At 57.1% G+C, this 13,946-nt stretch carries 14 protein-coding genes; 7 read left to right on the top strand and 7 right to left on the bottom strand.

Annotated elements, in window-relative coordinates; all coding sequences use genetic code 11:
- The first annotated feature begins 118 nt into the window (after window positions 1-118).
- From AC07U5_RS15055 to AC07U5_RS15040, 4 genes are all read left to right on the top strand, one after another.
- Window positions 119-1,099 (top strand): 3'-5' exonuclease, encoded by a 981-nt coding sequence (locus tag AC07U5_RS15055; RefSeq protein ID WP_313060944.1) that lies wholly within the window; start codon window positions 119-121, stop codon window positions 1,097-1,099.
- 255 nt (window positions 1,100-1,354) lie between these two features.
- Window positions 1,355-1,654 (top strand): hypothetical protein, encoded by a 300-nt coding sequence (locus AC07U5_RS15050; protein WP_494723490.1) that lies wholly within the window; start codon window positions 1,355-1,357, stop codon window positions 1,652-1,654.
- Window positions 1,655-1,972: 318 nt separating this feature from the next.
- A complete protein-coding gene (locus tag AC07U5_RS15045) occupies window positions 1,973-3,352 on the top strand; it encodes an enoyl ACP reductase FabMG family protein (protein WP_494723489.1) in 1,380 nt (459 codons plus the stop codon).
- A gap of 358 nt (window positions 3,353-3,710) precedes the next feature.
- Window positions 3,711-5,660: an ABC transporter ATP-binding protein/permease gene (locus tag AC07U5_RS15040; RefSeq protein ID WP_494723488.1), complete on the top strand. Its 1,950-nt coding sequence runs from the start codon at window positions 3,711-3,713 to the stop codon at window positions 5,658-5,660.
- A 13-nt stretch (window positions 5,661-5,673) separates the two neighbouring features.
- Here AC07U5_RS15040 and AC07U5_RS15035 read toward each other — a convergent pair whose 3' ends face one another.
- The 4 genes from AC07U5_RS15035 to AC07U5_RS15020 all read right to left on the bottom strand — a co-directional run bounded on the left by AC07U5_RS15035 (window position 5,674) and on the right by AC07U5_RS15020 (window position 8,038).
- Window positions 5,674-6,096: a DUF1810 domain-containing protein gene (locus tag AC07U5_RS15035; protein WP_494723487.1), complete on the bottom strand. Its 423-nt coding sequence runs from the start codon at window positions 6,094-6,096 to the stop codon at window positions 5,674-5,676.
- Between the two features lie 105 nt (window positions 6,097-6,201).
- Window positions 6,202-6,633: a DUF4112 domain-containing protein gene (locus AC07U5_RS15030; RefSeq protein ID WP_113179103.1), complete on the bottom strand. Its 432-nt coding sequence runs from the start codon at window positions 6,631-6,633 to the stop codon at window positions 6,202-6,204.
- Window positions 6,634-6,920: 287 nt separating this feature from the next.
- Window positions 6,921-7,316: an Atu4866 domain-containing protein gene (locus AC07U5_RS15025; RefSeq protein WP_494723486.1), complete on the bottom strand. Its 396-nt coding sequence runs from the start codon at window positions 7,314-7,316 to the stop codon at window positions 6,921-6,923.
- Entirely contained in the window at window positions 7,316-8,038 is a 723-nt protein-coding gene (locus tag AC07U5_RS15020) for an SDR family oxidoreductase (RefSeq protein ID WP_494723485.1), read from the bottom strand. The genes AC07U5_RS15025 and AC07U5_RS15020 overlap by 1 nt, the downstream gene beginning before the upstream one ends.
- A 107-nt stretch (window positions 8,039-8,145) precedes the next feature.
- Here AC07U5_RS15020 and AC07U5_RS15015 point away from each other — a divergent pair, with 107 nt between their 5' ends.
- Entirely contained in the window at window positions 8,146-9,048 is a 903-nt protein-coding gene (locus AC07U5_RS15015; RefSeq protein WP_494723484.1) for a LysR family transcriptional regulator, read from the top strand.
- A gap of 155 nt (window positions 9,049-9,203) precedes the next feature.
- Entirely contained in the window at window positions 9,204-9,758 is a 555-nt protein-coding gene (locus AC07U5_RS15010) for an NUDIX domain-containing protein (RefSeq protein WP_245495251.1), read from the top strand.
- A 149-nt stretch (window positions 9,759-9,907) separates the two neighbouring features.
- Here the strand turns inward: AC07U5_RS15010 and AC07U5_RS15005 are convergent, their stop codons facing one another.
- Entirely contained in the window at window positions 9,908-11,113 is a 1,206-nt protein-coding gene (locus AC07U5_RS15005; RefSeq protein ID WP_494723483.1) for an MFS transporter, read from the bottom strand.
- 275 nt (window positions 11,114-11,388) lie between these two features.
- Between AC07U5_RS15005 and AC07U5_RS15000 the strand changes: the two genes are divergently transcribed.
- Complete coding sequence (locus AC07U5_RS15000) at window positions 11,389-11,772, top strand: hypothetical protein (protein ID WP_165807536.1); 384 nt, start codon at window positions 11,389-11,391, stop codon at window positions 11,770-11,772.
- A gap of 329 nt (window positions 11,773-12,101) precedes the next feature.
- Here AC07U5_RS15000 and AC07U5_RS14995 read toward each other — a convergent pair whose 3' ends face one another.
- Both AC07U5_RS14995 and AC07U5_RS14990 read right to left on the bottom strand, forming a co-directional pair.
- Entirely contained in the window at window positions 12,102-12,518 is a 417-nt protein-coding gene (locus AC07U5_RS14995) for a DUF4174 domain-containing protein (RefSeq protein WP_494723482.1), read from the bottom strand.
- A 215-nt stretch (window positions 12,519-12,733) separates the two neighbouring features.
- Window positions 12,734-13,921: a PAS domain-containing sensor histidine kinase gene (locus AC07U5_RS14990; protein WP_494723481.1), complete on the bottom strand. Its 1,188-nt coding sequence runs from the start codon at window positions 13,919-13,921 to the stop codon at window positions 12,734-12,736.
- Between the last annotated feature and the right edge of the window lie 25 nt (window positions 13,922-13,946).

Raw genomic sequence — 13,946 nt, 5'->3', positions numbered from 1 at the left:
CCCGGCGTCTGTAAGTCGCACCTCACCAAAACGAGCGGGTCGTCTGGCCAACGAGGTTGATCTGCCGGCGCCGCTGTGTTCTGAAGAACGAAAATCGCATCGGGGTTTGACTGCAGGGATGACAGAACAGTTTGACATGTTTCCGGATCGGGATTCGCGCGCCAAGGTAGCGTCGCATCGACCGTCGAAATCCGGCAAAAGTGATCGGCAAGCGCCATCCCTGACGGAAGAGGAGATGGTCCGTTCTCTGTTCGAGACTGGGCGATATCGCATCCTGAAGAAACTGGTGCCCCGCGCAATCACACCCGTTCCTCGGCCTGGATACCCACTTCGCGGTGTCATCCTGGATACGGAGACCACAGGCCTTGATGCCCGAAAGCATGAGATCATCGAGATTGGGGCGGTCGCCTTCACCTTCAATGCCACGGGTCAGATTGGCGATGTGACTGGCGTTTATGGCGGACTTCAAGAGCCAAGCGACCCCATTCCGGCTGAGATTACCAAGCTCACGGGGATCACAGACGATATGGTGACCGGCCAGGCGATCGATATGACGGCACTTGAGGCGCTGATCGAGCCTGCCGACTTGCTGATTGCCCACAATGCCGGCTTCGATCGGCCTTTCTGCGAGGTATTTTCGGGGATTTTCTCCGGCAAGGCATGGGCTTGCTCTCACTCTGAGGTCGATTGGTCGTCGCGGGGATATGAAGGCACGAAGCTTGGATATCTGCTTGGACAGGCTGGATATTTTCATGAAGGACATCGTGCGGTCGATGACTGCTTTGCACTCTTGGAGGTCCTGGCCCGAGAGGTGGATGGATCGGCTTCCATTGCTTTTGCCGAACTTTATGAGGCGAGCCAGAGGTCGAGGGTGAGGATTTTTGCCGAGAACAGCCCATTCGATATGAAGGATCACCTGAAGGTGCGAGGCTATCGTTGGTCCGACGGAAGTGACGGTCGCCCGAAATGCTGGTGGATCGAGGTCGGGGAAGACGGTCTCGATGACGAGCTTCACTACCTAAGGGCGGAAATATACAGATATCCTGACGTCGATCCCCCGATCCGACGTCTCACCGCCTTCGATCGCTTCCGGGCGTAGCGCACCTCTGTCGTTGCACCCAGAGCGCGACGCTTCTCTTTCAGCCCGTGGTTGGCCTCACGACCTTTGCGCTGAGCCCCGATTGCCGTCAAATCGTTCACCGCCTCGATGCCGATCCCGCGTTTGGCCTGCTTAGTCTGATACGTGCTGGTTCGAGGCTTGCGCGAAGCTGACCGAAACGGCGAATATGAAATGCAGCGTGCGACCATTTCTGCCTTTGTTCAGTTAGCAGCCAGAAGGCAATTTTGAGCAGGAATGACGACCATGTCTCAGCGTTTAGAAATGACGAAAATGGTGATGCAGATGCACGAGAAGAACCTCGTACTGATGAACATTCTTCGCGATATCGTTGAGAATGAAACCACGAGCGACGTTGGTGCGAACGCGACAGAAGAAGAAATCGCCCTCCGGCTCGCAGACAAAGCCGTGCGTCGGGCTGAGATACTTGGCGAAATTCGTCATGTCCTGCGTCAAGAGGATATTGCTCGCCACGCGTTGGCGATGGCCAAGAGGACGCCTGCGTCGCCACGATATGCATATATGCGCGATCACTGAGTTTTATTGCGGCACGCTCGTTGAAAGGTACAGAGCTCTGCGCATCCGTACGATGAGGGGATTCTCATTTCAAACGGTGCCGTTCGAGCAGCCGCTTTTTGCAAGCAATTCAGTGACCTCGACGGTTATGGGTTGGCCACGATTGACCCAGAGCAGGAGACCCCGCCATGATCTGGCATGCTGTGACGAGATAGAGTTCACGTTTTGAAATGAACGGTCACGGAAAATGAGTTTTCATTTTGTGCCATCGCGGGCATGTGTTTGTGAAAGTTCGTATGGGCCATCGCTCGACGATTCGCGAAGTAAAGAGCTGACAGCATGAAAAATCCGGTCGCACTCAATCGTCTTTCCGAGAACACGACCTTCCGTCGAGGCGATGTTTTTGTCCTTTTTGGCGAACTGTTCGGTCGCGGCTATGCGACCGGCCTGCTTGACGAAGCCAAGCGGGCGGGCATGGAGATTGTCGGGATCACGGTCGGGCGGCGCGACGAGAACAACGCATTGCGGCCCCTGAACGCAGAAGAACTCTCTGCCGCCGAGGCCCAGCTGGGCGGCAGGATCATCAACATCCCTCTGATGGCCGGCTTCGATCTGGATGCTCCCGCAGGCGGGCCGACCCCGACCGATCTTCTCGCCGATATGACGCTTGAGAGCTGGGAGCACGATAAGCTCGATTGGGACTATATCACGCAATGCCGCGATATTGCCACGGCGCGCTTTACCGAGGCGCTTTCACAGGTCATGTCCGTTTTGGACGGAATGATCGCCGATGGTCGCAATGTCTTCTTCGCCCACACCATGGCAGGCGGCATTCCGAAGGCGAAGGTGTTCCTCGTCGTTGCCAATCGCATCTACAAGGGGACCGGGTCCCGCCACATGTCATCGCAGAGGCTGATCGAAAGTGACCTGGGGAAACTTATTCTGCAGAATTTCGATGAGGTTTCCGCAAACACGTTCCGCCATCTGATCGATTTCAGCGCAGCGATCCGTGAGCGGATGGAAGCCTCGGGTGGCCAAGTTCGATATACCGCCTATGGTTACCACGGATCGGCGGTTCTGATTGATGGCAACTACCGTTGGCAGACCTACACTAACTACACCCAGGGTTATGCGAAAATGCGGCTGGAAGGCATTGCGCAGGAAGCCTGGGCGGCGGGAATAAAAGCGACCGTCTATAACTGCCCCGAAATCCGGACCAATTCGTCTGATGTCTTCACCGGCATTGAGCTCCCACTGATACCGCTGCTGCTGGCTTTGAAGAAAGAGGATGGCGGGACGTGGGCCGACGAACAGTGGCGGGCTTGCGCGCAGCTTCTGGATGACGGCCTGACGATGGACGATGTTTTCCAGAAGATCCACGCGATGCAGGAAAGCGAAGTCATGCGTCCCTTCTACGACTTCTCCGCGTGGCCCATGCCAAATAGCCAGGCACAGGCGAATTTGACCATTGGCACCTCCAATGAGATCACCCGGATGCATCGTGATAGCAAGGTGATGATGAGCGACCTCTTGAGCGCTCTTGTCGTGAAATCAACCGGTCAGTTGATTTTCGGCGAGTCGTCCGAACCGTCCGGACCGGTGCTGTGGCTCAACCATGACATCGTGGCTCGTCGGCTTAACGCTTCTCACTCGCCTACTGCCGCTGGCGAGCCGGTCACGACCGGGGAATCGGATGCCTCTCATCTTGAGGTCGCGTGAGGCCCTGGGTTGCGCTTGGAAAGGGTCTGCTTCCGTCCGGGCCTTTGAACCCGCAAGCCGGTATGCGCTCTGATCTTGGGACGAACATCGTTCTGGTTCTTTCCTGAACAGTTCAGCACCACCTAGGCCAAATGCGTCAAGCGCTGCGAAAGATCTCCGAGTGTTACAACTGGGAATGTTGACAGTCGCCGCACAAGATGAATTCTCCGGGTTCTCGGAGACGCGCTGACGCTGATGCGCACTTTCTAGAACTGCCGCGACCTCCTTCTCCTTCGGTCAGTGCGACTATCCTTGGGATTATTTTCGCGCCCCTTCACTAAGTCGTGAAACCTTTCCGATCACTGGCCGTTCAGCGCCCATGAAAAACAATGACGTAGAACCGAAACCGGTGGCCGGTGCCGACGAAACCGCCGCCGAAGCCGCATCCTCCCAAGATGTTCAGGACAATGTTGAAGAGCTTCCCCCGGAAGAGGTGGAACCTGCTGCGGGCTTGACGCCGGACGAGGCTGAGGAAGCGCGGCGAAAGTATCTTCTGAAACGCTTCTGGATCAGCGCGCGCGGCTTTTGGAGCCGCCGGGGCGATAAGCTGGCATGGCCGTTCACGATTGGCCTGCTGGCGATGATCGGTATCAATGTCGCCATACAATACGGGGTCAACGTCTGGAATCGTGGAATTTTCGACGCGATCGAAAAACGGGATGCGGCGACTGTCTATTCCCTCGCGTCGGTATTTCCTTTTCTCGTTCTGGGTAGTGTGTTCATCGTCACCTCGCAGGTTTATGTCAGAATGCGCATTCAGCGACGCTGGCGCTCCTGGTTGACCAAGGTGATGGTGGGCAGATGGATCGCAAATGGTCGCTACTACCAGCTGAACCTGATCGATGGCGACCACAAGAACCCGGAAGCAAGGCTCTCGGAGGATATGCGCATTGCCACTGAAGCGCCGGTCGATTTCGTCTCCGGCGTCATCGCAGCCTTCGTATCCGCCTCCACCTTCATTGTCGTTCTATGGACCATTGGTGGAGCGCTCACACTGTCGATCGGCGGCACCTGGGTCACCATTCCCGGCTTTCTCGTGATAGCGGCCATCATTTACGCGGCAGTCACCTCCACGTCCATCGCGTTCATTGCCCGAAACTTCGTGAAGGTCTCCGAAGTCAAAAACCAGGTTGAGGCGGAATATCGCTACACGCTGACGCGCGTCAGGGAAAATGGCGAGAGCATTGCTTTGCTTGGCGGGGAAGAGGAGGAGCGTAGCGATCTCGATAAAAGGTTCGGCAATGTTCGGCGGCAATGGCGGCTTATGGCGCAACAATATATGCGCACCACCGTCGTTTCCAATGGCTCGGTGCTCATTGCACCCGTCGTGCCGCTTCTTCTCTGTGCTCCAAAGTTTCTCGACGGCAGCATGTCGCTCGGCGAGGTCATGCAGGCAGCATCCGCTTTCACCATCGTTCAGTCAGCCTTTGGCTGGCTGGTCGACAACTATCCTCGTCTGGCCGACTGGAACGCCTGCGCGCGTCGCGTCGCCTCCCTGATGATGTCGCTCGATGGCCTTGAGCGCGCCGAAAGGAGCGAGACGTTCGGACGTATCATTCGGGGCGAGACCGAAGGCGAGACGATGTTGAGCCTCAAGGATGTGTCCGTATCTCTCGGTGATGGAACAGCCGTCGTGAAAGAGACGGATGTCGAAATCGGCGCGGGTGAGAGAGTGCTGGTATCGGGAGAATCCGGATCGGGCAAAAGCACGCTGATTCGTGCCATTTCGGGCCTCTGGCCCTGGGGCGGGGGCAGCGTGAATTTTCGCGCAGACAGCCAGTTGTTCATGCTGCCGCAGCGGCCATACATCCCAGCTGGCACGCTTCGCCGCGCGGTATCTTATCCGCAACCGGCTGAAAGCTGGACGGCGGAAGAGATCGGCGCTGCTCTCGACAAGGTCGGTCTCGGTCAACTCAAGGACAAGATCGAAGACGAGGCACCCTGGGACCAGACATTATCAGGCGGTGAAAAACAACGGCTCACCTTCGCACGCTTGCTGCTTAACGCTCCCGACATCATCGTCATGGATGAGGCGACCGCGGCGCTCGACGAAAAAAGCCAGGACAAAATGATGCAGACCGTCATTGATGAGCTGCCCGACGCGACCATTATCAGCGTGGCGCATCGTGCCGAGCTGGAAGCATTTCACAGCCGCAAGATTACACTGGAGCGCCGGGAAGGTGGCGCAAAGCTGGTTAGCGATATCGAGCTTATCCCGCGTAAATCGAGGAGAGGCTCTGTGCTTCGGCGAATAGTGAAGCGGAAGTGATCATCGCTTATTGTTACGAGCCGGATATCACCGAAAGCGTCTCGCGATCGTGCGCGCCGTTGTAAAATTGCCGAAGAGCAGTTTGAAACAACGCGTTTTGATCGGCTACTGCGGCAAACAGGGTCATGCTGGATCGAAATTTAAGATCATCTGGAAATCCGAGAATGTCATGGGCGGTCAAGTTCAAGTGGTCGAGCATAGCCTGGGTGCACTCTTTGAGACGCGGTCCAAGAACGGGATGCGCCAAATATGCCTCAGCTTCCGAACGGCCTGAAATTGCGTAAAAGCGCGCGGTGTCAGAACGGCCAAGGCCTTGGATTTGCGGGAAGATAAACCACATCCAATGGGCCTGCTTCCTGCCGGCGATCAGTTCGCTCAGTGCCCTGTCATACGTATTTTGCTGCGCCTTTACAAAGCGATCAAGATCGAAGGACATTGTTCAGCGTTCCAGTGTGGCGAGGTTTTGCCGATTGACCTTTGCAAACTGCGGCGTCCGCCTAACGAAATATGTCGCGAAGCGGTACACCGCATCCTCATCTCTTCATTTACGCTTGCGCCGCAATTCTTCTGGCTCCACACCGAAATGATCGATGATGATCTGCACGTTGCGGCGATGCGATTTGAAGTAGACATCGAAAAGATCGCCGAAGAGCGGCACGCTGCCGACGACGGAATCCATCGCCACATTGCCAATCATCTTTGCGAGTTTTTCCCTCGGAAGGCCCATGCGACGCGCTTCATTGACGATATAGAGTCCAACAAGAGCGCCAGCCCCGTCACCAAGGACCGGAACAAGGCCAAGCACGGAGTCGGCACCGAAGCGGAGGCGCGTGCCAGGGATGCCGACTGCCGTATCCATCAGGCGTGATATGCCCGATAGCCTGCGGATTTTCTGCATACGCTGTTCGAGGTCAGGCGTAGCGCTTGAAGCATTCGCACCAAAACCACCTGCATTCCAAGCTCGTGCTGCCATAGTAACCTCCAAAACCGGTAAACCCGGCAAGAGAGAAATGGGGAAGTGGTTCTGGATTTCAAGTCGGGGTACCCCTACACCTCTCCAAGCGCTCGAAGGGCATCTTTAGCGAAGTCGTTCCGGTCGGTGTTGGGCACGTCTCACCATCCGTTCAGCACGCAAAAGCACGTATGCACCCCTAGCCACCGCCGCCTACGTCGATCGTTTCAGCCAGACAATGGTGGCCTGATTGTCCGCTCATCGATCCGAAACGCGAATTGGCGACGGCACCTACACGCTTGCTCCGTTTATTCTGAGATCCGGCGGTACAGGACCATGCCGCCGTGATGAAGCGTGTCCCTGTCGACAAAGGTGCCATCGGCTGTGAACCCAGTATCGTCCCAATAGTCGATATGATCGCCTTTGACTTCATATCGACCCTGATAAGCGCTTTGGCGGTTGCCGCGTGCCTCGTCGTAGCGACCGTTGGGCAGAAGTTCGTGACGGATTGCGCCGTCAGCGGTGACCCACATGCCAACATAAGGATGGTCCTGTGGCCGGGTCTGGCCAATCTCGGATTGTCGCATTGCTTCTGCCTTCTGATGTTCTGCCGCTGGAATTGGCGAGGATTGGATGATGATAAGCAAGAGAGCCATCAGGATACGCCCCTGATGGCGCTTGCGCGGAGTTTGGGACGTCGTCATCAGATTGTCGTGCGTACGGGGCGAACGACGATCTCGTTGACGTCCACATCGTCCGGTTGTTCGATAGCAAAACGAACGGCGCGACCGATGGCGTCGGGCTTGAGCGCGATGGCGCGGTAAGTCGCCATGGCTTCTGCTGCGACAGGATCTGTGATGGTGCTCGCAAGATCGCTCTCGACGACCCCTGGGTGGATGCAGGTCACACGGAGCTTGTCGTTCTCCTGGCGAAGGCCGTCAGAGATCGCCCGCACAGCGTATTTTGTAGCACAGTAAACCGCGGCTGTTGGCACGACCTGAAGGGCACCGATCGACGCGATATTGATGATGTGGCCGGAGCCGCGCTCGTTCATATGCGGAAGCACCGCAGCGATGCCATAGAGGACGCCCTTGATGTTGACGTCGATCATCTGCTCCCATTCGTCGATCTTGAGCGATGCCATGGGTGACAGTGGCATCACGCCGGCATTGTTAACGATCACATCGACGCGGCCGAATTCCCTTCGAGCTTTCTCAACGAAGGCAGTGACACTTCCAAGGTTCGTGACGTCGAGCTGGCAGGTCTTGACCTTTACGCCAGCCGAACGAAGCTCGTCTGCGACAGCTTCGAGGCGATCGGTGCGTCTTGCCCCGAGCATTACACTATTACCGGCCTCTGCCAATTCGCGGGCGATGCCGACTCCGATGCCGCTGGATGCGCCGGTGATGAGAACAACTTTTTCCATGACTTTCTCCTGTTGCTTTCGCTTTTGTCGATGCGCCAAAGATACGCACGGCGTATTGTCGTGATAAGCTGGAGAAATATGACCTTAAAGGTAAGCGGAGCTAACCAATGCAATCGGACTTCAATGCACTCTCTGTCTTTGCTCTTGTCGCACAGGAGAGGAGCTTCAGAGCTGCAGCAGATCGTCTGGGCGTGACGCGTTCAGCAGTGAGCCAGACCATTCGCAAGCTTGAAGAGGCGCTTGGCATCGCTCTGGTCAGCCGCACGACGCGCAGCGTTGCCTTAACCGAAGCCGGTGCGCGGCTCTATTCCGACGCACAGCCAGCACTGATCGAGATGCAAGATGCGTGGGAGGCAGCCGCCAATCTTACCGGGCATCCGCAAGGGCGATTGACGCTTGCCGTATCATCAATTGCCGAGAGCTTTCTTTCCGGTCCCATGCTCGCGTCCTTTTTGGACGCCAATCCTGATGTGAAACTTCATGTGACCGTCACGGACGATGAGTTCGATATCGTCGCGCATGGATACGATGCCGGCGTAAGATTGGGGGAAGTGATTGCTCAGGACATGATCGCAGTGCCGGTGTCGGCTGAGCAGCGCCAAATTGCTGTCGCCTCGCCAGCGTATCTCAAAAAGTACGGGATACCTTCGCATCCAAGCGAGCTTGCAAACCGCCACTGCATCGGCTGGCAGATATCGGCACATGTCGCGCCGTACCGATGGGAATTTGCGGAGAATGGCCGGGAATTTTCTGTGACTGTGGCCGACACTGTCACGACGACCGACATGGGGCTGATGATCAAGCTGGCCGTTGCGGGAGCAGGAATCAGCTTTGGAATGGAAGAGAGCTTCAAACCGGCGATCGCGCGCGGTGAACTCGTGCCGGTGCTGGAAGAATTCTGCCCGCACTTTCCCGGTTTTTATCTCTATTATCCTAGCCGCCGCAATATGGCGCCGAAGCTCCGAGCACTGGTGGACCACCTGCAAGATTATCGGAAGCAAGCCCTATGAGGCTGCTATCGGTATCGGCTGAGGGTCGAAATGTTTCGATTGCGCATCGTCCTTGGGGATGGACGCCGGCACCGCCGCGACAGCAGCTTAGCGTTTCGCACTGGGCAAAAGAGATTGGCTGTGTAACCTGAAATCTCGTCGGATAGGGGGAAGCAATGAGCAACACGAAGCCGGATATCGAGACGATCGCATCCAAGGTGGTTTATGAGAACCGCTGGATGAAGGTGAAGGAAGATAAGATCCGCCGACTGGATGGTAGTGTCGGAATCTATGGTTTCGTTGACAAGCCCGACTTTGCGGTCATCATCCCTTTCGACGGAGAACGTCTCTATCTCGTTCAGCAGTATCGGTATCCCGTCGGTCAGCGCCAATGGGAATTGCCGCAGGGATCCTGGGAAGACGTTCTTGATGCTCATCCAGAAGAGCTTGCCCGCGGTGAACTTGTTGAGGAGACAGGGTTGACTGCAGATCACGTCGAACAAATAGGACAACTCTTTCCCCTCTACGGCACGACGAACCAATCGTATCGAATTTTCTTCGCCACCGGCTTGTCGCAAGGACCGTCCCAGCTCTCGACTGAGGAGCAGGATTTGATTGTCGGATCATTCTCCGTCGATCAGGTCGAAGCGATGGTCCTTTCTGGGGAATTGCGGGATGCCGGAACGGTCGCCGCCTTATCGATTGCGAAGCTGCGGGGATTGATCGGTTAGAGGCGCCAGAAATGCGCTTGCTGACACTCAAAAGCGATCGTAGCCATCCCGGCCTCATCCAGCGAGTCTGCTCATCGGACGAGCATCCTTCGCCGGCAAGTATCCTTCCTACAGCCGATAGCGTTTTCAAAATGACCCTCGCTTGCAAATCAAGCGACAGTCGGTCGTCGTTTCTCGAGGATCACAAGGCCGAAGATGCCGGCAAGGGCCATGGCGACACCGAGCCATGTCGTGCCGGAGTAGCCGAAAAGATGTGCTCCTGTACCGAAGACGATCGCCGTCATACCGTTTCCGAGGAAGGAATTGATGGGGTTGAAGGAGGTGCCGAGGCCTGGTCTTCCCGGAAAGAGATCCTGAAAATAGGTGAGCGGCATGGAGAGCAGGGCAGCCGCGCCGGCCGCTGCCGGAATGGTCAGGGCATAGAGTTGCCAGGGAGAGGTCGCCGAAGTCAGCGTGGCCATGAAGGCGGCATAGAGCAAGCCGCCTATCGCCAGAATGACGAGGATGTTCAATCGCTCCAGCAGACTGGCCCAGATGAGCATGAAGGGTATCTCAAATAAGGCGATCAGCCCGGCGACGATACCGACATCCCCGGTCTTGCCGCCAAGGTCGGAGATGAGGATCAGCGGCCAGACTGTGCTGGCAAGCCTGATGGTTCCGGTCAGCAGTGCCATGGAAACTGCGCGCGCCAGCATCAACGGCGTGGCAAGCTCGCGGAGCGCAGAAAAGAATCCTGCGCGTGATGTTCCAGCAGTCCGATCAGGCGCGGGTCTTGCGGGCAGAAATGCAGACGTAAACGATATGAGGAGGGCACAAAGCGCCGCCACGCCCCAGGCGCCCATCATGTTTGCGGAACTGGCAAACGCAAACCCCACGGCCGCCGGCATCACCACCCAGGCGGCGGATACGAAAGCCCGGACGGTGGCGTTGATCGCGGCGCTGTCCCGGCTTGGAAGCCCGGCCGTTTCGGCGCGAACACTCACAAAAATGAGCGAACTCACCGACTGGAAAAACGGGATAATGATTGCAGTTGCCGCAATGAATATTGGGATCGACGGGAAAAGAAAAATCGCCCCGTAACCGATGGCACCCATCACCGCCATCACCATGATGATCGTCCTCCGGTCGCCCATCAGGTCGGAGAGAATTCCCAGGGAAACGCTGATCGTTACCGCACACAACGATGTCACGAAGACCAGAACCGAGTAGGCTTGGTCGCTCATCCCAAGTTCTTGAATTGCTGTAATCGAAAGATAGGGCAGTGTTGAGCCATAGGCGGAGCCCTGAAGGAAAATCATCAAGGTCAGAAGCAGCAATTGCGGATGGGCGCGGATGTGGCGCAAGGAGTGGAGCACGGGATCATTCTCTAAGACCGCGCACTTGCCAATCAACGAAATGCACGGTGGGAAGGGTGTTTCCAAGCTTATGGACATTCCGCCAGCGATAACAAGCCAATTGATTTGATGGCCTCCCAGCCCATCCGCCGGAGCGTCGATATCATTTTCCGATCGAGGTCGCCGGGTCCAGGCGCGGGGGTTTGTTCCTTCCCATGCAACAGATATATTTGGGAACAGGCTTACCGCCATGTTGTTGGACCGGGGCAGCAACAACAATGCTTGGAGGAAAGCAGATGAAAAAGATCCTTATGGGAGCGGTCTTCGCTTTGAGTTTTGCATCTTTGGCAATGGCGCAGGGTGCTGGTAGCGGATCTGGTGGCAGCGGAGGCGCGGGCACGGGTGGTGCTGGAGCTGGCGCCAGTTCAGGCGGTGCTGGGACGGGTACAGGTACTGGTACCGGTGCCGGGACTGGCGGTTCGTCTGGCGGTGGCTCCGGCGCTGGTACGTCCGGTTCTGGCACCACCACAGCGCCCGGCACGACGACACCCGGTTCAGGCAACACGAGCGGCACCAATTCCCAGACGCCGAACGGTGACACTAACAACACCAACTGCCCGGCCGGCACCACCAGCAGCCAGGGTTCGATGAGCGGCAACACGAACTGCCCGGCCAACTAACGTCTGATTGCCCGAGATGAGAGGGGAGCGCGGACGATGCCAGCGCTCCCCTTTTTGCGGTCTTCCTGCGGAGGTGAGTGATCGCGGTCGTCGTCGTGGCGGCGCGCTGCCGAGTTGTAAATCACGCCAAAGCGCAGTGCGTCCTATTGGACGCACAAAGGACGCGTTACCTTTTTAATCGACGCGTCATGCCTTCCGAAAATCGAGTCCGGTTTTCGGGTCGATGTTGCAGGGTTCAGCTGGACCTCATGCCAGATTCGTCGTTGATCGGCAGAGTACGAGGTATGCGTCTCGTGTTATGCGAGCTTTCAGGAGAGCCTTGCCTGCGGTCAGCCGCGTTCGGCCTGTCGCATCGGCATTCGGTCTATGACGTCAAATAGCTCTACGTCGGGAACGACGGTGTCGCTCCGCAACTTGATGCCCCCGTCTTTTCCAACCAGGATGACCTGAAAGCTGCCTTTCTTGACGTCGGCCTCATCTCGCAATGCTGCCGCATCAGGCTTCGCCACGTTTCCAAAAGCGGTGGACGCCTCGTCATTGGTGACGCTGATCACGACAAGGTCTCGCTCCTCAAGCTCAGGGCGTCGATCGGTGAGGATTTTCACCTGCCGTTCCAGTCGCTGGTCGCCGGCATCTGCGAACACGATGATGACGCGCTTCTTCCAGGTCAGGTCGGATAGGCTGTTCATGGCAAATACCTGCGATGATACGAGAACGAAGATCAGGGCGACGAGCAATCTTGTCATTGCAAGGTCTCCATTGTTGCGTTCGTAAACGTGGCCGATGCCGGATAGTTCAACGCGCTATACGTCGCGACGGCTCAGGCGACATCGATCGCGGTAAGCCCAGACAAATGCGTTCAGCGCGAGCCGTGGGGTCGATGGAAGCATGGGATGAGCGTCAGGGTTCACCAGCCTTGAGTGAGAGGCCGCTTTAAATCAATGCCCGAAGGAAAGCCCGATCAACCTTCGTCGTCGGAAGAGAAAGGCGGCATGATAAAGGTGAAGCGCGTCTCACCATTCTGGGATGTCGCCGAGAGTGTACCACCATGGGCTCTCGCGATCTGCGATGCGATGTGTAATCCCAGTCCCAATCCCTTGTCATTTCGCGTGTCTCCACGAACGAAGGGCTCAAACAATCGCTCCATCCTGTCTGGCGAAATCTCTTTCCCTTTGTTCGTCACAGACAAAGTGAAAGTTCCGTCGTCCGCAAGTCTCGCATCGATGAAGATCGGGTGTCTGGCATCACCGTGGCTGATGGCGTTGCCGAGGAGGTTCGACACGAGTTGGCCAAGCCGGGCATGATCGGCATTGACCGGGTGCGGTATCAGCAAGGTCGAAAGAATGTCGCGACCGGGAGCACTGCTGCGCAGTTCTTCAATCACCTGTTCGATTACCGGAGCGATGGGAGACGTTGGATCTCTCATCAGATGGATACCGCCGCCCAGCCGGCCACGGGCAAAATCCAGCACGTTGTCGATCAGTCCCGACATGCGCGACACGCTGCCGGCCATCAGTTGAAGAACGCGCTTGCCGCGTTCGCTGGTGAGTTCCGGGGCCAGAACACGTCCGGCAGCTGAGATGGAAGCAAGTGGGTTGCGAAGATCGTGGCCGAGGACGGCAACGAATTGCTCGCGCAGTTCGCCCGTCTCTTGCTCAGCAAGAAGCACGCGTTGCGCTTCACGTTTCTTGCCCACCGCCCGGCGGATGTTGGTGCGCAGCGACGCATTGATGTTCGCCAACGCTTCCTTTGCGTTTTCAGCAGCCTGCCTGGCTTGCAGAAGGTCTCGTTCGAGCTGACGCCGCTTGACGGAGCGAAAGACCGTGACAAGCGTCACACCTGCCTCGTCGCCGCCAAGCCTGCCCCTTGCACTCACCGTCACAGGGAGCCGCTTGCCGCTCTTCGTCTTGAGATCAAAGGCGATCTCTTCGCAAAATCCCTGCAAGCGCAGGGTCGGCTCGAAATTCGTCTCGTAGAAGACGTTGCCCGCCACAGTCAGCAAGACCGTCATCCGTTTGCCCAGCAGCTCTTCTTTTTCCTGGCCGATCCACTCCGCGAGCGTCTGATTGACCCTCGCCATCATGCCTTGGGAGTTCAGCACCACATAGCCGCACGGCGCTCTCTCGAACAGATCGTCGGGATAATCCAAGGCAGGGGCAGGGGGTAGCGACGCG

It is taken from the genome of Agrobacterium sp. GW821-FHT02D03, from assembly GCF_059421725.1.
Note: the sequence above shows the minus strand (reverse complement) of the source record. Positions and strands in the feature narration are given on the sequence as shown.